General features: G+C 45.6%; 22 protein-coding genes. 20 read left to right on the forward strand and 2 right to left on the reverse strand.

Annotated elements, in window-relative coordinates; genetic code table 11:
• Positions 1–9: 9 nt before the first annotated feature.
• The 15 genes from QP775_RS13965 (at position 10) to QP775_RS14035 (ending at position 10,918) form a co-directional block, all read left to right on the forward strand.
• A complete protein-coding gene (locus QP775_RS13965; protein WP_285106847.1) occupies positions 10–282 on the forward strand; it encodes a hypothetical protein in 273 nt (90 codons plus the stop codon).
• Positions 279–656, forward strand: coding sequence for a DUF2634 domain-containing protein (locus QP775_RS13970; RefSeq protein ID WP_239330263.1), 378 nt, complete (start codon positions 279–281; stop codon positions 654–656). Before QP775_RS13965 ends, QP775_RS13970 begins: the two co-directional genes overlap by 4 nt.
• The gene (locus tag QP775_RS13975; protein WP_285106850.1) at positions 619–1,803 is read left to right on the forward strand and encodes a baseplate J/gp47 family protein; all 1,185 of its coding nucleotides are present in this window, start codon (positions 619–621) and stop codon (positions 1,801–1,803) included. Before QP775_RS13970 ends, QP775_RS13975 begins: the two co-directional genes overlap by 38 nt.
• Positions 1,796–2,434: a hypothetical protein gene (locus QP775_RS13980; RefSeq protein WP_285106852.1), complete on the forward strand. Its 639-nt coding sequence runs from the start codon at positions 1,796–1,798 to the stop codon at positions 2,432–2,434. The genes QP775_RS13975 and QP775_RS13980 overlap by 8 nt, the downstream gene beginning before the upstream one ends.
• Positions 2,435–2,496: 62 nt before the next feature.
• Positions 2,497–3,660: a hypothetical protein gene (locus tag QP775_RS13985; protein ID WP_239330258.1), complete on the forward strand. Its 1,164-nt coding sequence runs from the start codon at positions 2,497–2,499 to the stop codon at positions 3,658–3,660.
• A gap of 13 nt (positions 3,661–3,673) precedes the next feature.
• Positions 3,674–4,654, forward strand: a complete 981-nt coding sequence (locus QP775_RS13990; protein ID WP_285106854.1) for a Kelch repeat-containing protein — start codon at positions 3,674–3,676, stop codon at positions 4,652–4,654.
• A 12-nt stretch (positions 4,655–4,666) separates the two neighbouring features.
• Entirely contained in the window at positions 4,667–5,101 is a 435-nt protein-coding gene (locus tag QP775_RS13995) for a hypothetical protein (protein WP_285106856.1), read from the forward strand.
• 7 nt (positions 5,102–5,108) lie between these two features.
• Positions 5,109–5,228 carry a CD1375 family protein gene (locus QP775_RS14000; protein ID WP_275444687.1) on the forward strand — a complete coding sequence of 40 codons (120 nt, stop codon included), beginning with the start codon at positions 5,109–5,111 and terminating at the stop codon, positions 5,226–5,228.
• Between the two features lie 29 nt (positions 5,229–5,257).
• A complete protein-coding gene (locus tag QP775_RS14005; RefSeq protein WP_239330251.1) occupies positions 5,258–5,416 on the forward strand; it encodes a hypothetical protein in 159 nt (52 codons plus the stop codon).
• An 89-nt stretch (positions 5,417–5,505) separates the two neighbouring features.
• The gene (locus tag QP775_RS14010) at positions 5,506–5,760 is read left to right on the forward strand and encodes a hemolysin XhlA family protein (protein ID WP_239330249.1); all 255 of its coding nucleotides are present in this window, start codon (positions 5,506–5,508) and stop codon (positions 5,758–5,760) included.
• Between the two features lie 3 nt (positions 5,761–5,763).
• Complete coding sequence (locus QP775_RS14015) at positions 5,764–6,006, forward strand: hypothetical protein (protein ID WP_285106860.1); 243 nt, start codon at positions 5,764–5,766, stop codon at positions 6,004–6,006.
• Positions 5,996–6,691, forward strand: a complete 696-nt coding sequence (locus QP775_RS14020; protein ID WP_350338972.1) for an N-acetylmuramoyl-L-alanine amidase — start codon at positions 5,996–5,998, stop codon at positions 6,689–6,691. The genes QP775_RS14015 and QP775_RS14020 overlap by 11 nt, the downstream gene beginning before the upstream one ends.
• A 627-nt stretch (positions 6,692–7,318) precedes the next feature.
• The gene (locus QP775_RS14025; RefSeq protein ID WP_343224464.1) at positions 7,319–8,218 is read left to right on the forward strand and encodes a cation diffusion facilitator family transporter; all 900 of its coding nucleotides are present in this window, start codon (positions 7,319–7,321) and stop codon (positions 8,216–8,218) included.
• A 504-nt stretch (positions 8,219–8,722) separates the two neighbouring features.
• Positions 8,723–9,664 (forward strand): C40 family peptidase, encoded by a 942-nt coding sequence (locus QP775_RS14030; protein ID WP_285106862.1) that lies wholly within the window; start codon positions 8,723–8,725, stop codon positions 9,662–9,664.
• A gap of 204 nt (positions 9,665–9,868) precedes the next feature.
• Positions 9,869–10,918, forward strand: coding sequence for a LacI family DNA-binding transcriptional regulator (locus QP775_RS14035; RefSeq protein ID WP_239330243.1), 1,050 nt, complete (start codon positions 9,869–9,871; stop codon positions 10,916–10,918).
• Positions 10,919–10,957: 39 nt separating this feature from the next.
• On the opposite strand, the gene QP775_RS14040 is transcribed toward QP775_RS14035, so the two are convergent.
• Entirely contained in the window at positions 10,958–11,527 is a 570-nt protein-coding gene (locus QP775_RS14040) for a helix-turn-helix domain-containing protein (RefSeq protein WP_285106865.1), read from the reverse strand.
• Positions 11,528–11,713: 186 nt separating this feature from the next.
• Between QP775_RS14040 and tdh the strand changes: the two genes are divergently transcribed.
• Positions 11,714–12,772 (forward strand): L-threonine 3-dehydrogenase, encoded by a 1,059-nt coding sequence (gene tdh, locus QP775_RS14045; protein ID WP_239330239.1) that lies wholly within the window; start codon positions 11,714–11,716, stop codon positions 12,770–12,772.
• A gap of 349 nt (positions 12,773–13,121) precedes the next feature.
• Positions 13,122–14,300: a glycine C-acetyltransferase gene (locus QP775_RS14050; protein WP_239330236.1), complete on the forward strand. Its 1,179-nt coding sequence runs from the start codon at positions 13,122–13,124 to the stop codon at positions 14,298–14,300.
• A gap of 388 nt (positions 14,301–14,688) precedes the next feature.
• Here the strand turns inward: QP775_RS14050 and QP775_RS14055 are convergent, their stop codons facing one another.
• Complete coding sequence (locus tag QP775_RS14055; RefSeq protein WP_285106869.1) at positions 14,689–15,609, reverse strand: NAD-dependent epimerase/dehydratase family protein; 921 nt, start codon at positions 15,607–15,609, stop codon at positions 14,689–14,691.
• A gap of 694 nt (positions 15,610–16,303) precedes the next feature.
• Between QP775_RS14055 and QP775_RS14060 the strand changes: the two genes are divergently transcribed.
• The 3 genes from QP775_RS14060 to QP775_RS14070 are packed head-to-tail and all read left to right on the forward strand — an operon-like array spanning position 16,304 to position 19,390.
• Positions 16,304–17,479, forward strand: coding sequence for a Gfo/Idh/MocA family protein (locus tag QP775_RS14060; RefSeq protein ID WP_285106871.1), 1,176 nt, complete (start codon positions 16,304–16,306; stop codon positions 17,477–17,479).
• Between the two features lie 48 nt (positions 17,480–17,527).
• The gene (locus QP775_RS14065; protein WP_285106872.1) at positions 17,528–18,493 is read left to right on the forward strand and encodes an ABC transporter permease; all 966 of its coding nucleotides are present in this window, start codon (positions 17,528–17,530) and stop codon (positions 18,491–18,493) included.
• A gap of 12 nt (positions 18,494–18,505) precedes the next feature.
• The gene (locus tag QP775_RS14070) at positions 18,506–19,390 is read left to right on the forward strand and encodes a carbohydrate ABC transporter permease (protein ID WP_285106874.1); all 885 of its coding nucleotides are present in this window, start codon (positions 18,506–18,508) and stop codon (positions 19,388–19,390) included.
• Positions 19,391–19,413 lie beyond the last annotated feature (23 nt).

Genomic DNA, 19,413 nt, shown 5'->3' on the forward strand with positions numbered 1-19,413 from the left:
AGGAGCGATATGGGTGCCAATCGAGCGGTTGGAGCGTTGGATGCCTGGATGGAGCACAAGCTGTCTGGCACAGCGGGCGCACAAATAGGGACAATCCTTAACTTGGAAGCAGGCAGTGCAGATGTGGAATTGGAGGGTGAAAGTGGGGCGATTCGCTATCAACTGCCCATGCTAGAGCTTTCATCTGATGTGATGCTTGAGAATGGGAACCGTGTATTGGTTGTATTTACTGAACCATACAGTGGTGGGGGTATTATTGTTGGAAAGGTGGCGGCTGGATGAGAACTTGGCAGCTGCTTGATGGAGATATTCAACTGTCAGATGGGCAAGTAGCTTGGATTGATGGACGTGATGAGCTTGCACAATCCGTGCGAATCAGAATGGGAACTCGCTTAGGCGAGTATTTTTTTGCCCCTGAGATGGGACTTGATCATGAGAAGGTGCTTGGAAAGCAAGTTAGTGAAGAGGGAATTCGTGAAGCGATCATGTTATGTCTAGCAGAAGAGCCGCGTATTCAATCGGTGGATGACATGGAGTTGGAATGGGATGGAGTAACCCGTCAGCTTATAGTTCAGCTGACCCTAACAGGCACGGACGGAGAGGAGGTCACACTTCGATATGCTGACAGCAGCGGGATTGAAACGCAAGACCTATAACGAGATTTACGAAGAGATGGTCAACGAGCTTGGAAAAAGGCTCGGACAAGATATGAATACATCGGAGTCGTCTCCGCTTGGTATGATGCTTCAAGTGTTTGCATGGCATTTGTCGGTGCTGTGGGAAGATGTGGAGCAAGTTTACCATGAATCCTATATTCAATATGCAACTGGTGTCCAATTGGATGCATTAGCGGTGTTTTACGGTTTACGCCGCAAGCTGGAGCAGCCTGCACATGGCATGGTGGAACTGAAAGGGTTGCCTGGCTATCTCGTACAACCTGGTTATCGAATAGGAACGAAATCGGGAATATGGTTTACAACCACTGCGGTGTGCACCTTGAATGAGAGTGGTAAAGGAGCTGTTGCAATCAGTGCCGTTATACCTGGCATTATGGGAAATGTTCCTGCCGGATCAATCGTTGAGGCATTTAGCCCATTGAAAGAAATTACGGGTATAACCAATCTTCGGGAAACTGAGGACGGTCGTGAACAGGAAAATGACGTGGAATTTCGTGATCGGTTGCGGGCGGCACGTGATGGCAGCCATGCCGCCACGATTGATGCGATCGTCTCTGCGCTGCTGCAGTTACCAGATGTGAAGTCTGCCGCGGTGCAAGTCAACGATACGATGCAAATAGACGAACAAGGAATCCCACCTAAGTCTATCCGTGCTTATGTATATGGTGGTCAGTCCGATCAGATAGCCAAAGCGATCTTTGACAAAAAGGCGGCGGGCATCGGTACAGATGGCAAGGAAAGTTTTGAAGTGAAGGATATTAGTGGCCACGGCCATAAGGTACAGTTCAGCCGCATGAAGATGTTGGATGTTCATGTTGAGGTGTCTGTGTCTGCCAATACTGCATTCTCTTCAAGAGGACAAGAAGAGATTATTACTGCCCTAGCCCAATATGTTGGCGGCGTTGGTGCTGATCAGCAGGATTATACGGGCCTGGCTCAAGGCTCGCGTATCGTATTTAGCCGTCTTTTGACAGCTGTTCAGAATGTGCCTGGGGTCGAGGAAGTTATGGACTTGAAGGTGAAGTTGGGTGATCGTGACTATGTGTCTGGTAACGTGGATGTTCCGCTCTACCACGTATCGAGAGTGGCCCCGGATCGGATTAAGGTGGCGGTGAGCCATGTTTAAGCTGGAACAAGTGATGGGGATGCTGCCAGAATTGGTATCTAGAGAGGGAAGCCATTTCTCCAAGCTTGTTGATGTCTGGCTGATGCAGATGAACGAGCTAAGTGAGACAATTGCGCGCATCTCTTCGTGGAAGAGCATCGAGAATGCAGAAGGCGCCGCACTTGATATGATCGGCGGCAATTTAGGTCAACCTCGTGGACAAGCGACAGATGAGGTTTACCGTATGCTGCTTCGTTCCAAGCTCGCACGTATGAATGCCAGCGGCAATCTGGACTCTGTTATCGAGGTATTGGCTTTGGCGTTGAACACGTCACCTGAGGAGTTTCGTCTTTCAGAGCGCTACAATGATCCGTTGGAGCCAGAGCCTGCCGCGATTCACGTCAATGAAGTGCCTTATGAGAAGCTGAACAGCGTCGGCTTGAGCCCTGGTCAGTTTGTGTCGCTTGTTGAGCGTCTTGTCGCAGCAGGTGTTCGTGTTGGTCAGGTTGAGCTGACTGGCACGCTAGCATTGGCTTCTTCACCAGACACACTGGAGTCCAGCGAATATGGCCTCGCGGATGAAGCGATGACCCTCGGCGGCACACTTGGCGATTTGTATGTACCGGGGAATGATTATGAGCTGCCTATGTGAAGTTAGCAGCTTCACTGAGTATGTTAGATTCGCACACGAAATGAAATTAGAGGTGATCATTTATGGCATATGAAAAGGAACTTCCCGAATGGAAAGCCAAGGGGGTTAAGCCCCCACAAAGTAAGTTGGACGAAGGTTGGAAGGTTCAGGATAAGCCCCCTGCGGCTTGGCTCAACTGGCAGATGAATTCGACGTATGAAGCGTTGCAGGAGCTGCAGGAAAAGGCAGTTAATAAGAACGGGGACACATTAACTGGGAAGGTTATTGTGGATAATGAGCTAAAGGCTAAAGGGATTAGTGTCACACAAGGATATTTTGAAGTGAACTCTTATGGAGCAGAGTATGGGATTGGTAAATTGCAATCTTTCTATGATGCGAATAATAAGACTTGGAAAATAAATGGACGTGATAGTGCTGATGCTCTTACAGCTGTGGACTTGCAGTTAAATGGACGTATGAACGTGAATAGAAGCGGCATTCAGCTAGGAATTGGTTCACCAGCGTTAGCTAATTTTCACATGGTGTCGGATGATGTAGGTGGTCGCCCAACCTTGCGAATCTACAATGGGAACTATGGTGCTGGTACAAGAATGTTTGCCATAGATAATCAAGGGCATGCGATGCTAGGGAATCAATTAAACCCAAACAATCTTGAGGGCTGGTCTAAAGTACTTGATATCTATTCTACGGGTAATGCTCAGATCAAAGTAAGAACAGACGTAGTAGATGGCCGCTTTGAGGTGCATGATCAAGGATTTACTGGAGGTGCTCCTGGTTTACTCATTGGCACGGCTTCTAATCATGATGTGACATTTTTGGTAGGGAACCAAAATAGGCTGAGTATTTCTAAAGATGGTTACCTTAATATAAGTTCAGCTATAAGAATGAATTCAGGAGATAGTTGGAAATTTTTTGTTGATAATCAGGGGTCTGTTTATTCAAATGCTGGATCAAATGATGGAGGATTACTTCATTATCAGCTAAGAAATAATACCCGCTTACGATGGGGTATTGGTCTAGCGGGAAATGAAAGTGGTCTCAACAACGGTTCGGATTTTTCCATTTGGTCTTACGATAATAATGAAAATATGATTCACAGACCTTTAATTCTTACAAGGCAAAATACTGCACTTTTGTTCGGCTCCCCCCTTCGTGCAACCCATATTTCCAACCGTGCTCCTGCTAATCATGAGGGGAATGAGGGCGAAATTTGGATTCAATATTAAGGAGGGGGATCTAATGCCTATCAATGTTAAGGAATCTGGCACATGGAAAGCTGGCAAATTGGTTTATGCAAAAGTGGGTGGAGCTTGGCAGCAGGCTAAGCGTATTTTTACGAAAATAGGTGGCATATGGGTAGGTATATGGTCAGCCGCTTACTGGACTCAAAAGTCTAATTTTCAATATGCCAGAAAACAAGGTCAAGCAGTTGGTGTAAATGGTTATTTATATTATATAGGCGGTAGATACAACAATGATTACAGTGGCAGTGGAACCTATACGAATGAGAGATGGGACCCTAATACAAATACTTGGACATATTTAGCTGATTGTTTGTACAAAAAAACAGATGGTTGGGTTGCGGCAAGAGGCCAATACATTCATGTTGGCTCGGGTACAGATCATTATTATACGCACGTTATGTATGATACAAACAGCAATAAATGGTTTTCTAAGAACCATATTACTGATGCGCAAGGACCATGTGCCGCTTATGCAGGTGATGGAAATACTATTTATATGGCAGGTGGATGGAATGGGGGGAGCTACTATAACAGTTTTTACAAATGGCAGGACAGTGTGGACTATGCTACGAGTCTTACAAGTATGCCTATGCAAAGAGCTTGGGCAGCTGGAGGGTTTATCAATAATAAGTTTTATGTTATAGGTGGCGAAATATCGCTTGGTCAGCTGACTAATCAATGTCATGTATATAACCCTGATACTAACGCTTGGACACAAGCTGCGGATTTGCCAGAGCAAGTCTCCCAATCCCCACATTGGGTGTTAAATTCAAAAATGTATGTAATTCAAAATTCAACTAGCAGTAAAACTTTTTGTTATGACCCTGCTACAAATGCTTGGATACTAGGACCTACTTGCCCGTCCAATGTGTATTATGCAAAAGGGGCTAGTCTTAATGGAAAAGGATATGTTGTTGGAGGAATCCAGCAAGGAACTGGAAATATTACACAAACCTTGTATGAATTAACGATGTAAGGGGATGAAAATATGATCTATAAAAGTATAGAACTTACGTGCAGTGAAACTGAACTAGATAAATTTGTAAGTGAACTTTCTAGCAATTATAGTGTTCATAAATTTGAGGAACGTTATGCAGGCCACTTAATTGATAATCCTTTTGATGGGCAGAAAGATGCAAGATATTACATCTTGGATGTTGATAATCGTACATTCGTTCAACCTTATCTTCCTTTTGTTCAAGGGTATCAAAAAATTACAACTGAGAATGTTATTAAAAGCATTGAACTTCATAAAGCCGCTATTATTGATGACCTTATTTTTACACAATTTGCAAAGAAACCTGAAGATCATATCTTTAAGTTGGAACAGAAAAACCTGAATACCATGTCTGCCTTAGCAGGTGTGTACGAAGAAATGCTTGCTTTGAAAAAGGAATTAAGTCAGCTATCGACAAAGGAGTGAGCATCAAATGATAGAAAATATGGTTTATATATATGCAGAACTAATATTAGCAGGACGTCGTGACATCGAAAGTGTGCCAGAAGAGTTACAGGATGCTGTAAATTTGATAATTCATGAGAAAAAGTAGCACAATTATAGAGCTAATGAGGTGGTTTTATGACTTATACAAAGGAAAAGGAAAATTTACAATTTCAATTAAATGCAATTGATGCTTCTTTGTACCGATTATTAGAGGAGCGAAAGCAGGTAAATGTAGCATTGCTAGTCTTTGATCAATTGGAGAAAGAACATAGTAATCAATCTTTGGAAGAATAATAGCATATTATCCGTATTTGATAAGGATTACGCCAGAAAGCCCTCGGCCCATGTCGAGGGCTTTACTTTTGAAAGGGGGGGAATCACGGATGGATACACAGACTCGCATGCTCTCCGAGATTCGCGAGCGTGTCGTACGCGTCGAGACGAAGCTCGACTCGATGACGGACGTTCGCGAAGTGGCGGACGATGCCAAGGAAGCGGCCCATAAAGCGCTCGAATCCACGCGCTCGGCACATCACCGTCTTGATCGCATTGACAAGACGATCTTTTGGCTTGCTACGACCGTTGTCGGAGCAGTCATTATGGGACTAATCAAACTTGCCATGGATGGGAGGCCATAACTAATGGAAGTGATCTCTAACGACATTCTGACACTAGCGGCGCTTGTTGCCGCCTACGTCGGTGTTGCACGCGGCTTCGGCCTTCCTAGTAAATGGACACATGTGACGGCTCTGCTGTTAGCAGCCGTATTTGTGCTGGTTCCTGCATTCATTCAGGAGAAGCTGGTGCTGATCTCTGTCATTGGATTGTCTGCAACCGGTGCCTATCAATTTTCAAAAAAGAAAGAGGATACCTATGAACATTAAATCGATGCTCCTTCCCGCAGGAGCCCCAAATAAACCAAACCGAGGCATGCAGCCCCGTTACATTACGGTCCATAATACCGACAATACAGCGAGAGGTGCGACAGCGGAAGCACACGCTCGTTTTCAGCTTAATGGCAGCGGCGGTATAAGCAAGAGCTGGCACTATACGGTTGACGATCAGGCGATCTATCAGCATTTGCAAGATCTTGAACAAGGCTGGCATGCCGGAGATGGCGCTGGACCGGGCAATGCATTGTCTATCGGCATCGAAATTTGCATGTACGACGGGATGAATGAGATGCTGGCCTGGCGCAGTGCAGCGGAGCTTATCGCCAGCTTGATGGTAAAACACGACATTCCGCTGCAAAATGTTGTCCCGCATAAGCATTGGAGCGGTAAAGCCTGTCCATCCCGCCTGCTTCCGCATTGGCAGACATTTGTACAATTAATCCAGCGTCAATCGGAGCAAACGAATAACAGCGGCCAGCCGAAGCTGAAAGATGCAGGCGCAGAGGCGGTTAAGGTCAAAGTTGTATGCAGTGACAATAAGACACCGGTCATGCTGAACGGTCTACTCGTCGATGGACAAGTCTACGTTCCGGCAAGGGCATTGGCTCATGAAGTCAAAGCCAAGGTGGAATGGGACAATAGCAGCAAGCAAGCTGCTCTTATTTTTGCAAAATGATACTTTAAAATTATACCTATATGCGCGGGCAGCTTCAGCAATGCGATCAAAGTGCGTTATTCCGATGTTCTCTTGTACGAACGCTGCTCTTATTTAGTTTTGAATTTGAATTTGGTAAATAGGATTTGGCACGTGTGGTGAAGTGAAGAAGTCATGAAGTGATAGTGTGCGCATGCAGTAATAAAACTACAATGCTATGTTGGTTGTATCTCCATACCGATCAATTATTGAGAATCCAGCAGCGTCTTGCATGTTATTCCTCCTGTGATTATCCCCTCCTTTGGCGAACCTATTGTTATTCCACTTTAAAAGTGTGCCATAATAGCCGTCTTGCTGCAAAAGGGTAGCAAGACGGGGATTTAATGCGTTATATTTCAGTGTATGGTCAAATTATACATACATATTTATCCTTTAACTTGTACATCCTATATATGGAGATGGAACGATGTGTGTGCGTTCAAGTTGCGCTGTTTCAACTTTTATTAGCCGATCCAACAAAACAAAAGGGCTGCAACACCTTTAAAAGGGTTCAACACTGTTTCTCTAGACCCACTCATATTTGATTTGTTAACATGAATGTATCGGAAACTTCTGTTGCCGGAATGGAATAGCAGGGAGGGGCACAACGTGGTGGACGTGTACGCAGAAATGAAGCAAGGAGAAAGAGGGGCGTGGCTCAGTATTGTAGCTTACATCGCGCTATCATTAACGAAGCTTGGCTTCGGGTTCTCCTTTCATTCGGCTGCGCTTCAAGCGGACGGCTGGAACAACTTAACCGACATCGTTGCGTCAGTTGCGGTGCTTATTGGACTGCGGATTTCGCAGAAGCCGCCTGATCACGATCATCCATATGGTCATTTTAGAGCAGAGACGGTATCTGCGCTGATCGCTTCTTTTATTATGGCCACGGTAGGATTGCAGGTGCTGTATTCTACCTTGATGTCACTGATAGAAGGACGTTCTGAGACGCCAGGCTTGATTACGGCATGGGTGGCCTTGGGCTGCGCGGTGGTCATGTTCTTTGTATATATGTACAATTACAGACTAGCAAAGAGAATTAACAACCAAGCCTTAATGGCTGCTGCGCAAGATAACCGCTCTGACGCGATGGTCAGTATCGGTGCCGCAGTCGGAATCTTTGGCTCTCAGTTTGGTTTGCCATGGCTTGATCCGTTGGCCGCACTTACGGTCAGTTTTCTTATTTTAAAGACAGCTTGGGAAATATTCAGAAATGCAACACATGCGTTGACGGATGGATTCGATGAGAATCAGCTCCAAACCCTGCGTACGACGATTGAGAAGACACAAGGTGTACGTGTAATCCGAGACGTTAAGGCCCGGCTGCATGGCAATCATGTGCTTGTCGATGTTGTCGTACAGGTTGATCCGGGATTAACACTCATTGAGAGCCATGAGATCTGTGACGATGTGGAAAGACGGATGCTGAAGAAACACAATATTACGAGTGTGCAGGTCCATGTGGAGCCAATGGATGAACCGCAGCCGGAGAAGCTTCAGCATATATGATGAATACTTGGCATAACTAAATTAAACCAGAATCGCGGCAGAAATTACGCTGTTGATTCTGGTTTTTTTATTTTTGTTAGAAATAGAAGTAGGTGTAATAGTAAAGGTTCTATTCAAGCGGCAGCAGGAAATCTTATAGGTTAGAGAAATTTATGTTGGATATTACTCAATATCTAAATGATCATATGTTCAAAAATATAGATAATTATACCCAGTAAATTCTTGTTTAGTATAATAAAAATGTTATTTTATAGTTCTTAAGAACTAATTAAAGGTTACATTTTAGTCATTTTTAAGCGGATAGTCCGATATAATTCGACAAAATGAACTGTTATAGTGAAGATATTGTATGGAATCAAGATACAATTTATGAAAACTGTATAGTACTAACCTAGAAGTTTACAATTTGAACATGTGAACATCGACTCACACATGAACCTGCCCGCGACATACGAATACGAAGTGATTCTGAAAGTGGGATCAAGGACAACAAGGAGGCTACTCATGAAGAAAATGAAAAAACTACTCTTAGGTATGATGATGATGACGATGGCGTCGCAAATGCTGTTGCCGGCTGTAGGGGTGGAGGCCGCTCCCTCCGAACCGGACTTTATGATTGCATCGCCAGCGTTATCGGATACAGATAATTTTCTAATGGATGAAAGTGATCCTGACATGGAAGAACTTGAAGCCGTCATTAATGAATACAATGCACAAAATGCTACCGCATCACGAACAGCTGCGACTGCTACCTCTTCGACTGGAGTAATCCTAGCGTCCGTTAATATGCGAGAGAAGGCATCCACATCCGGTAAGATCATCCGTTTGGTGAAGCAAGGCGAGAAGGTTACGATCTTGAGTCGGCCGAACAGCAGTTGGTATCAAGTCCGCGACGAGAAAGGCAAGGTTGGATACTTAAGTTCTAGCAGCAAATACATAAAAGTCGGCGGACAGGCAGTAGTTCCGGATGATAAGGAATCAGGGTCCTCTGCATTGTCAGCAAGCTCCAAAGTAGAAAAAGTCATTAGTACGGGGTTAAAATATTTAGGCACACCTTACGAATATGGGTCTGATCGGAACAGTACACGGACATTCGATTGTTCTGATTTTGTGAGGCATGCGTTCAAACAAGCTATCGGGATCACACTGCCAGCAGATTCACGCAAACAGGGCGCCTATGTAAAATCAAATTCAACAGTTAAGAAGAGCATAAGCTCCCTGAAACGCGGTGACCTAATGTTCTTTGGCACATACCGCGGCTCGAAGCAGTCAGCTTATAAAAATGTAAACAAGAACACAGAGCGTATTACGCACGTGGGTATTTACATGGGGAACGGCAAAGTATTGCATACATACTCAAAAGCTTCTGGCGGGGTACGTACAGATAGTGTAGTCGGTAACTCGTGGGAACATCGTTTCTTGTATGGTGGCAGCGTAGTGAAGTAAAATGGCACTTATTCATCATATTATTTATAGCTTAAAGTTATATAATGGGAACCGCTCTGTAATCTTGGTCATGATGCAGAGCGGTTCTTTTTATAATCTCCAACACTAAAACGTAAAAGCCCTCTTTCCTTTACGGGGCAGGGCCGATATAATTTACCATATACTGTTCGCAGCCTATACGTCGCACTTCTTGGGGAGGAGAGCATGGCCACACTTAAAGATATCGCAGAGCAGGTAGGAGTCTCAATATCAACGGTTTCACGTGTCATAAATCAGGATGACAGCAGACGCATCAGCGAGGAGACGAAGCAGAAAATATGGAAAGCGGCCAAAGCGCTTCAATACCGTGCGCCACATGCAGCTAAGCATAAGAAGAGCTCGCGCCCGCAGCAGTCTCAGCCGATAACATCCGCTCATGCGGTGGGATGCATTCTTTCGCTTCCTGACAACAAATATAATCATCCGTACTTTTCGCCTATTATTCAAGGAATAGAAGCCAAGCTGCTGGAAGCGGGCATGTCTTTGTCTTTCCTTCATACACAAGCCGAATTAAAAAGCGAGTCTTTGTTTGATTCGCTGCTGAAGTCTCGTAATCTCAGCGGAATTATTTGTGTGGAGGGAATGGAAGCATCACAATACAAGTGGTTAAAGGAACGGGTGCCTAACATCGTTGGTATTGATGTTGCAGACCCGGGTATACCCGTTATTTCATATGATCGGATGAACGCCGCACGTATAGCGGTTCGGCATTTAATCGAGCTTGGGCATCGTAGTATTGGCTTTATTGGCGGAGCTGGTTTGCTCGGACAGTTGGAGCGAGAGAAGAGATACCGTGGGTATCGGCTTGCACTGGAGGAAGAGGGACTCGAGGTGAATCCAGCCTGGACGATCGATGCAGAATGGGATGCGGATCGAAGCTACGCAGAGATGAAACGGCTTGTACGAACAAAGGACCAGCCTACAGCCATGTTCTGCGCGAGTGATATGATGGGAATTGCTGCGATGCGTGCCGTTACCGAAGAGGGGTTGTCCATTCCAAAGGATATCGCCTTTATCGGCATTGACGATATTGAATTTGCCAGATTCAGCTCGCCGCCCCTGTCTTCCGTTCATATCCCGAAATACGAGATGGGGTATGCAGCGGCTAAAGTACTGCTGGATGGCTTGGATAATCCCTATCCGTTTCCATTTCGAATGCTGCTGCCATTTACACTGATCAAGCGTGCTTCAACTATAACAGAAGGAGCGACCTAGTCTAACTGGGTCGCTCCTTCCTTTATCTACATAGATACTTTACCGCTTATTAGAAGAAGGGTAATGAATAAGCGCGGTGTAACGAATCGTCTTATCCGTATCGTTATAATACGTATGAGGCTGATCCGCGGAGAAACGAATGGCCAAGCTTGGCTGCAGCGTATATGTCTCGCCGCCAACCTCTACTCGCAGTTCGCCTTCCATCACCATGATAAATTCCTCAACGCCTTCATAGTGTGCTTCAGACGTATGCGAATTGCCCGGCTCAATGACGACGCTGTATACTTCAAATCCGCGGTCCTGCTCGAAAGGAAAGATGGGATAAGCGCGATAAGCGCCGTCTTCTTCAATCAGCGGGGTGGTGTCTTCCATCTTCACGATCGTAACCTGCGGCGCAGAATCTTCCATTAAGGTGGCAAAGGAGATACGAAGACCGTTTACAATTTTCCATAGAACTGAAATGGTTGGATTCGATTCCCCGCGCTCAATCTGACCGAGCATGCCTTTGCTTACACCGCTTAGCTCCGCTACGGCATCGAGGCTTAGCCCACGAGATTTGCGAATTTCTTGCAAGTTCTTACCGATCTTCTGGTGAATTTGTTCTTGCATGGTTGTCCCCTCTCTGTCTCTTCCGCGCGTACACGAAAAGCCATCCAACATCCTACAAAAATACATGTGCAATATAACGTACAAATGTGTAATATAATATACAAGATGAAATTTGATGTATTTAGGATGGATCGGTAAATCGTTATGTACTCTATTTTATGAAAAAAAGCGGAGAGGGGCAATCAAATGTTAAGTGGAACGATGATCGGATTAGTGAAAGATGAGCGCAAGCCCGGTGCCGTGTTAAAAGAAGTACCCATTCCGACTTGCGGACCTCACGATGTGCTCGTGCGTGTAAAGACCTCGTCTATCTGCGGGACGGACGTTCATATATATAAATGGGACGAGTGGGCTTCAAAGACTGTGGTAACTCCTAACGTATTTGGACACGAATTTGCAGGTATTGTGGAAGCAATCGGGGATGAAGTAACTAATGTGAAGATAGGCGACTATGTATCTGGTGAAGGACATGTCGTATGTGGTCAATGTAAGCCTTGTCGTACAGGCAATGCCCATGTATGCAAAAATACGAAAAGCTTCGGCATAACGATTCCAGGATGCTTTGCGGAATATGCAATCGTGCGTGCGAGCAATGTGATCCATAACGATCCTAACCTACCATTAGAGATTGCATGTCTTCAAGATCCGCTCGGCAACGCTGTACAAACGGTACTTAGCGGTGATGTTGTAGGGAAAAGCGTCGCGGTGGTTGGCGTTGGTCCAATCGGACTGATGGCAATTGCAGTAGCAAAGGCTTGCGGCAGCGGCACGATATTTGCGGTCGATATTAATCCTTATCGACTTGCGATGGCCAAAACAATGGGAGCTGATGTTGTAATCAACAGCCGCGAAGAGTCACTGGTTGATGTCATTATGGAAGCGACTGACGGTGAAGGTGCGGAAGTAGTGCTGGAGATGTCCGGACATCCTGATGCGATCAGGGATTCTCTGAAAGCGGCTTCACAAGCAGCTCGTGTTTCCTTATTAGGCATTCCTACAAAAGAAGTGCCGTTTGATTTAGCGCAGGACATTATTTTTAAGGGGCTTCACATTCACGGCATTACGGGGCGCCGGATGTATGATACGTGGTATCAACTAAAAGGTCTGCTGGAGCGCGGCCGAATTGATTTGTCTCCGCTGGTGACACATCACTTTACATTGGATCAGTACGAAGAGGCGTTTGCCCTAATGGCTTCTGGGAATTGCGGTAAGATTGTGTTCTGGCACGACCGGACATCATCTTAATTGTACGTAAACATGCACATGACAGTTGGACGGTACAGCAGTCAGAAGGCTATTTGTGTCATAAAGTGCACGAGTGGCAGTTGGAGGCCAGGTTCTATTAAATGACGGCAATGTACTTGAGCTAAGGCTATTATAGCTGGCTTTGCTGTTAATTTGTCATATCGTACAAGAGGTTATACTGTACACGTGTGGAATGAGTTATAGGTGCGCAGGTGTATACACATCTATATTTTATGAAAATATGGGTATTAATCTTGAAGTGTTGAGATGAAGGTAGAACACAATAGTTAGGTATAACCAACAGATGGTCGTGAGTTGAGTATGATAAATGAGTAGGGAGGTCATAAGTATGGCAGGTTTTGATATCATTGCGCAGCAACTACAGGAGCTTAAAGAAGCGGGACGTTATCGTCCGTTGACCGTCTGGGAAGACGGATCAGATGCATGGATGACATTAGCAGGCGGCAAACGGGTGCTGCAGATGTCTTCTAACAACTATTTGGGACTGACTCATCATCCTAAGCTGAAACAAGCTGCTATTGAAGCGACGGAGAAATATGGTGTAGGTGCGGGTTCGGTTCGGACCATTACCGGGACACTGGCCATACATGATGAGCTTGAACAGAAGCTTGCTGCATTTAAAGGGACGGAAGCTGCGCTTGTGTTTCAATCTGGGTTTACGACCAATCAAGGTGTGCTTGGCACGATTCTGGGAGCAGACGATGTTGTGATTAGCGACGAGCTGAATCACGCAAGCATCATTGACGGCATTCGTTTAACCAAAGCGAATCGGCGTATTTTTGCCCATAAGGACATGAATCAGCTCGAAGCGGTGCTGAAAGAATGTGGATCGTTCCGTCAGAAGATCGTTGTGACGGACGGTGTGTTCAGCATGGACGGCGACATTGCGCCGCTGCCAGCCATCGTAGAGCTGGCCGAGCGCTACGATGCGCTCGTATATGTGGATGATGCGCACGCGAGCGGCGTGCTTGGCAAGCATGGCAAAGGCTCTACCGACCACTTTGGCTTAAAGGGACGTGTACACTTCCAAATTGGTACGTTGTCCAAGGCCGTTGGTTCTGTAGGCGGTTATGTAGCAACTGCCCAAGTTGCAAAGGACTTGATGGTGAACAGTGCGCGTGCATTTCTGTTCAGTACATCGCTGCCGCCTTCAGTTGCGGCATCGTGTATTGCAGCTATTGAAGTGCTGCAAGGAGAGCCTGAGTTGACGGAACTTCTGTGGTCGAATGCAACTAGCTTCCGTACGAAGCTGCAGCAGCTAGGATTTAATACGGGCGACAGTGAGACGCCGATCATTCCCATTATTGTGGGCGAGTCGGCGCGAGCGCTTGCGTTCTCGAAGCGGCTGCTGGAAGAAGGCCTGTGTGCACAAGGTATCGTCTACCCGACAGTGGCGATGGACAAAGGGCGTGTACGCCTCATTGTAACGGCACAGCATACGGAGGAAGATTTGAAGTTTGCGGCTGATGTGCTGGAGCGGGTAGGACGAGAGTTTGGATTGATTTAGATTGCTGATGATATAGGTTATTAGAGTGCGAGTAGAGCATTCTAATAACCTTTTTTATAGAATGCGAAGCTGAACTTTTTGTAGCAGTAGATGTTTTCTTTATTTCGTACATGATTGTCTGAAACTGCTATGATCACTAGTGAAATGTTTCGAGCAGTCTGCCAGCCAAGTAAACCAATATTATTATTCGCCAAACAACTGGGATGCATTTAACAGCATTTATATAAATTTCAGATTCGGGGTAACCAAATTCGGTGGTAATGATTTCGAATTATACGAAATTAGAATAAGTTAGTTACCTTGTTACAGGTTAATATAGCGTTGAGATTAAACCTAGAAGACGGTCCCTATATTAAAGGGACCGTCTTCTTTTTAAGATTTATAGAATTCAATCAGCTGCATTCGATTCCGATCCCAATGCCAATTCCTTGATCAACCTCGGATACCACTCCGCAACTTTGTCAAACTCAAACCCGTGCTGTACTGCTTTACTTGTGTCCATCCGCCAACTGGCCGTTATTCCGAACGGGGACGCAGAGCCGTCCGCCTGCTTCAGAGTGTCGTCTGCTGCCGATGGCTTCTCAATGAGCGCTTTTGTGCCCACCTCGGCTTCAATCAGCTTCATAATTTGACCGATGGACAACTCCCCATCGGAGCGAGCGTTCACAGGGCCTTCGAAATGCTGATTCTTCAGCCAGAATAAGAAGCGAGCCGCCTCGTCGGAAGTGATAAAGCCCATTACTGCGTCCAGATTCGGAATCCCGATTGGGAGTCCTTGCTGTACACGCTCAATGTGGAACAACAGCCGCTCTGTATAGTCATCTGTACCAAGCACAATTGGAAAGCGAACGGCACAGACTGGAAACGGTGCTTGTTGGAACAGAACCGCCTCGGCTAACTGTTTCCCCTCCGCATAGGAAGGTTCAGTAGGAAGCTTTACCGGAATCGGATACGTGTAAGGATTAAAATCGTCTTCCGGGTGCATCTGATCTCCGAATTCATATACGGCCATGGTGGAGGTGAAGATGTATCGCTTCACTTTGCCGGCAAATATCTCGCAGGCACTAAGAGCATCCTGGGGAAAGAAACAAATGTTATCGTACACGACATCCCACTCGCTCTCGCCAACAGCGGCGGCCAACGCCGCTTGATCTGTACGATCTAACTGAAGGCGTTTCACTTGATCGCCAAATGTATCCACGGTTTGTCCACGGGTTACTAGCGTAACGTCCGTCCCATCCTCAAGCAGCAATTGGACGAGCTTCTTGCCAAAGAAGCGAGTTCCGCCCAATACTAATACTTTAGTCATGATCAATCTCCTCCTGAGCATTTCATTATGCTGGTTACCGCTTGATGTACACCCATAATTGTTAATTCGCTGTAAGACAAGTTATTCCTGTCTGAGCAAGTGGAATTACGAGGTGGGATTGGAGGAGCTACGGGAAGTGCGTACTGCTTATGGCGACGAAGATGATAGCATAATATTGTGCAAAAAGTAACTATATTTGCCCCAAACTATAAAGTTTGAAAGTTTTTATTTTAATCCAAAAAACGTGTTGACGGCGTAAACTTTCGCATAATATAATGACGACAAGCAGCAGAAGAAACTTTTACCAATTACTGATTGAGCGCACATCACAACCCAAACTCCAATATTATACCCAAACTCAAGTTAGAATTTGCACATCACTCCCACATCAAGATCATTTTGCACCAAGCGTCTACAACATCTTTATTAGCAAATGAGTCAGGATTAAGCAACTACGCACCCTAGAATAAACTATTGTATATCGCCAGTGGACGCTCCATTGTGAGCATTAATATGATCTGAGGACATTTGCAATAGCGTTGTCTAATCTGGTGTTGTGTATAGGGATTACAATTTCTACGGGTCACCATTTCGCTGCTATTATTTGTAAGCGCTTTATATTTAGACTTATGCTTTGTTGCTTTAATTCGTTTATTAGGCAAAGAGACAGAGAGTTCGAGAGGAGAATGAGGAAATGACAGCAGGCAAACAAGTCAGAATTGGTGTGATTGGTGCAAGAGGCAGAGGTACAATCGCGAAATATTGGCATCAGCCGGAGGGGCGCTCTATCGTGGTAGGGGCAGCTGATATTTACCCTGAACGGCTGCAGGAGTTCAAGGAAGATATTAACCCAGATGCATTCGTAACGACGAATTATCGGGAATTGATCGCACGCGACGATATCGATGCCATCGCGGTCACGTCACCCGACTTCTGCCATGAAGAGCATGCAATCGCAGCACTGAAGGCTGGCAAGCATGTTTTCTGCGAGAAGCCGTTGGCGATTACGGTTGCTGGCTGCGATAACATTTTGAATGCGTGGCAGGAATCTGGCAAGCATCTCATGGTGGGCTTTAATATGCGTTACATGAACATGTACCGTACGATGAAAGAGATTGTAGACTCTGGAGCTATTGGTGAAATTAAAGCGGTATGGGTAAGGCACTTTGTAGGTTGGGGAGGCTACTTCTACTTCCATGACTGGCACGCCAATTCCAAGAACAGTACAGGACTGCTGCTGCAAAAGGGCTCTCACGATATCGATATCATTCATTGGATTACAGGGCGTTATGCAACAAAGGTCAGTGCATTTGGCGGCCTTGATTTCTATGGCGGTGATAAGCCGAACGATTTGACTTGTCCGAAGTGTGAGGAGCGTGACACTTGTACAGAAGTGAGTCCGGGCCGTTTGATCGAATGTGCCTTCCGTCAAGAGGTGAATGTAGAGGACAACAATATGGTGATCATGGAGCTGGAAGGCGGGATCAAAGCTTCGTACCTGCAATGTCATTTTACGCCGGATTATCAGCGCAACTATACGTTTATCGGGACAGAGGGACGCTTGGAAAATAACGAACTGGAAAACAAAGTGTACGTTTACACACGTCGCTCAAATACAGAACGTGAATTAGCTGACCGTGTATATGAAGTGAAGGAAGCAAAGGGAACACATGGCGGCGCTGATCCGATCATTTGTAAAGACTTTGTGGATATGATTCTGGACGGCAAGGAGCCTGTAGCTACTCCACTTGCAGGGCGAATGAGCGTGGCGGTAGGCTGTGCAGCCACTGAATCGATCCGCAAAGGCGGAGGAGTAGTCACTGTTTCATCCCTCCCGAATCTGGCCGCCTCAGCAGTGGGGAATGGCTAAACGGATGATTACTCGACACGCACGTCCCCACCAGAGGAGGGAGAAGCAATGAAGTCATCGATTTCTACATTGGAGACACCCGAACTGCTGCTCAGAAAGCACAGTAGATCGGAGCTGATCCGGCGTGCATTCACAAAGAATTGGCAGCTTTACCTACTTATTCTTCCTGTCGTTGTGTATTACATCGTGTTTCATTACTTGCCGATGTATGGCATCCAAATTGCGTTTAAAGACTTTATAGCTAATAAAGGGATCTGGGATAGCCCATGGGTCGGCTTTAAGCATTTTGAACGATTCTTTAACAGTTTTTATTTCGAACGACTCCTAAGCAACACCATTCTGATCAGTCTTTATACACTGGCCTTGAGCTTTCCCATTCCGATTATACTGGCACTCATGCTCAATGAGGTAAAGGCAGAGGACTTTAAAAAGCTTGTACAGACGATTACCTATGCACCGCATTTTCTCTCTGTGGTCGTTATTGTAGGGATGTTGTTTATTTTTCTAAACCCGAGCACAGGCATCATCAACCATATGATTGTGGCTTTCGGCGGTGAGCCAATCACCTTTATGACCTCGCCCGCATGGTTTAAGACGCTATATGTTTTGTCAGATGTTTGGCAGACAATGGGATGGAGCTCGATCATCTACTTGGCGGCGCTGTCGGGTGTGGATCAACAGCTCCATGAGGCTGCGACGATAGACGGCGCCAGCAAGCTGCAGCGCATTTGGCATATTAATTTACCTACGATTGCGCCAACGATCGTTATTCTGCTTATTTTGAACTTGGGAAGTGTGATGTCGGTTGGCTTTGAAAAAGTATTCCTGATGCAAAATTCATTAAACATGAGCAGTTCGGACATCATCTCCACTTATGTATACCGTACCGGGATTTTGGATGCGCAATACAGCTTCTCGGCAGCAGTCGGATTGTTTAACGCTGTTGTTAACTTTGCGCTCTTAATACTCGTGAATTACATTGCACGACGTGTGAATGAGACAAGCTTATGGTAGGGGGAACAGAACATGATAGATCGCTCGCTTGGCGACCGCATAATTAACATCATCAACTATGTATTGTTGACGATCTTGACCGTCATTGTACTGTATCCACTCCTGTTCGTATTAAGCGCTTCGATTAGTGATCCTGAACATGTGCTTCGTGGGGATGTATGGCTGATTCCGAAAGGATTTAATCTGGAGGCCTACACCAAAATATTTCAGAATAAAGACATTCTGCTTGGTTATGGTAATACGATCTTGTACACGCTCATTGGTACGGCCATTAACCTAGTGATGACCGTGTGCGCCGCTTATCCACTATCACGTAAGGATTTTGCGGGGCGAGGCATGATTACAGGCATGATTGTGTTTACGATGTTTTTTGGCGGTGGACTAATTCCAACCTATTTGCTTATCAAAAATTTAAACATGCTGGATTCGTTATGGGTCATGGTCATTCCGAATGCTGTATCTGTCTGGAACATCATTATTATGCGTACATTCTTTCAACAGTCGATACCAGGTGAACTGCAGGAGTCAGCGATGATCGATGGCTGCAATCATTTTCAGACATTATTTCGAATCGTACTGCCGTTATCGATGCCGATTATAGCGGTGATGATACTGTTTTATGCGGTTGGTCATTGGAATTCATACTTTAACGCCTTAATTTACTTGACGAGCAAGGATAAATTCCCGCTGCAGCTCATCCTGCGTGAAATACTGATCCAGAGCGATTCCGGTGAGTTTATTAAGCTGACGTCCGAATCTGCCGTACGGATGAAGATGAGTGTAGAGGGATTAAAATATGCGGTGCTAGTGGTGGCGAATTTGCCGATGTTGATCTTGTATCCGTTCTTGCAGCGCTATTTTGTCAAAGGAATCATGATTGGAGCGTTAAAGGGGTAACGTCATTCACGTTGGGAAGTGAT

This window comes from Paenibacillus sp. UMB4589-SE434, from assembly GCF_030226685.1.
GTDB lineage: Bacteria > Bacillota > Bacilli > Paenibacillales > Paenibacillaceae > Paenibacillus_B.

What these genes read in the sequence shown, in the direction of transcription:
- QP775_RS13965 (WP_285106847.1), top strand. Translation starts at nt 10, where the DNA reads ATGGGTGCCAATCGAGCGGTTGGAGCGTTGGATGCCTGGATGGAGCAC.
- QP775_RS13970 (WP_239330263.1), top strand. Translation starts at nt 279, where the DNA reads ATGAGAACTTGGCAGCTGCTTGATGGAGATATTCAACTGTCAGATGGG.
- QP775_RS13975 (WP_285106850.1), top strand. Translation starts at nt 619, where the DNA reads ATGCTGACAGCAGCGGGATTGAAACGCAAGACCTATAACGAGATTTAC.
- QP775_RS13980 (WP_285106852.1), top strand. Translation starts at nt 1,796, where the DNA reads ATGTTTAAGCTGGAACAAGTGATGGGGATGCTGCCAGAATTGGTATCT.
- QP775_RS13985 (WP_239330258.1), top strand. Translation starts at nt 2,497, where the DNA reads ATGGCATATGAAAAGGAACTTCCCGAATGGAAAGCCAAGGGGGTTAAG.
- QP775_RS13990 (WP_285106854.1), top strand. Translation starts at nt 3,674, where the DNA reads ATGCCTATCAATGTTAAGGAATCTGGCACATGGAAAGCTGGCAAATTG.
- QP775_RS13995 (WP_285106856.1), top strand. Translation starts at nt 4,667, where the DNA reads ATGATCTATAAAAGTATAGAACTTACGTGCAGTGAAACTGAACTAGAT.
- QP775_RS14000 (WP_275444687.1), top strand. Translation starts at nt 5,109, where the DNA reads ATGATAGAAAATATGGTTTATATATATGCAGAACTAATATTAGCAGGA.
- QP775_RS14005 (WP_239330251.1), top strand. Translation starts at nt 5,258, where the DNA reads ATGACTTATACAAAGGAAAAGGAAAATTTACAATTTCAATTAAATGCA.
- QP775_RS14010 (WP_239330249.1), top strand. Translation starts at nt 5,506, where the DNA reads ATGGATACACAGACTCGCATGCTCTCCGAGATTCGCGAGCGTGTCGTA.
- QP775_RS14015 (WP_285106860.1), top strand. Translation starts at nt 5,764, where the DNA reads ATGGAAGTGATCTCTAACGACATTCTGACACTAGCGGCGCTTGTTGCC.
- QP775_RS14020 (WP_350338972.1), top strand. Translation starts at nt 5,996, where the DNA reads ATGAACATTAAATCGATGCTCCTTCCCGCAGGAGCCCCAAATAAACCA.
- QP775_RS14030 (WP_285106862.1), top strand. Translation starts at nt 8,723, where the DNA reads ATGAAGAAAATGAAAAAACTACTCTTAGGTATGATGATGATGACGATG.
- QP775_RS14035 (WP_239330243.1), top strand. Translation starts at nt 9,869, where the DNA reads ATGGCCACACTTAAAGATATCGCAGAGCAGGTAGGAGTCTCAATATCA.
- QP775_RS14040 (WP_285106865.1), bottom strand. Translation starts at nt 11,527, where the DNA reads ATGCAAGAACAAATTCACCAGAAGATCGGTAAGAACTTGCAAGAAATT.
- tdh (WP_239330239.1), top strand. Translation starts at nt 11,714, where the DNA reads ATGTTAAGTGGAACGATGATCGGATTAGTGAAAGATGAGCGCAAGCCC.
- QP775_RS14050 (WP_239330236.1), top strand. Translation starts at nt 13,122, where the DNA reads ATGGCAGGTTTTGATATCATTGCGCAGCAACTACAGGAGCTTAAAGAA.
- QP775_RS14055 (WP_285106869.1), bottom strand. Translation starts at nt 15,609, where the DNA reads ATGACTAAAGTATTAGTATTGGGCGGAACTCGCTTCTTTGGCAAGAAG.
- QP775_RS14060 (WP_285106871.1), top strand. Translation starts at nt 16,304, where the DNA reads ATGACAGCAGGCAAACAAGTCAGAATTGGTGTGATTGGTGCAAGAGGC.
- QP775_RS14065 (WP_285106872.1), top strand. Translation starts at nt 17,528, where the DNA reads ATGAAGTCATCGATTTCTACATTGGAGACACCCGAACTGCTGCTCAGA.
- QP775_RS14070 (WP_285106874.1), top strand. Translation starts at nt 18,506, where the DNA reads ATGATAGATCGCTCGCTTGGCGACCGCATAATTAACATCATCAACTAT.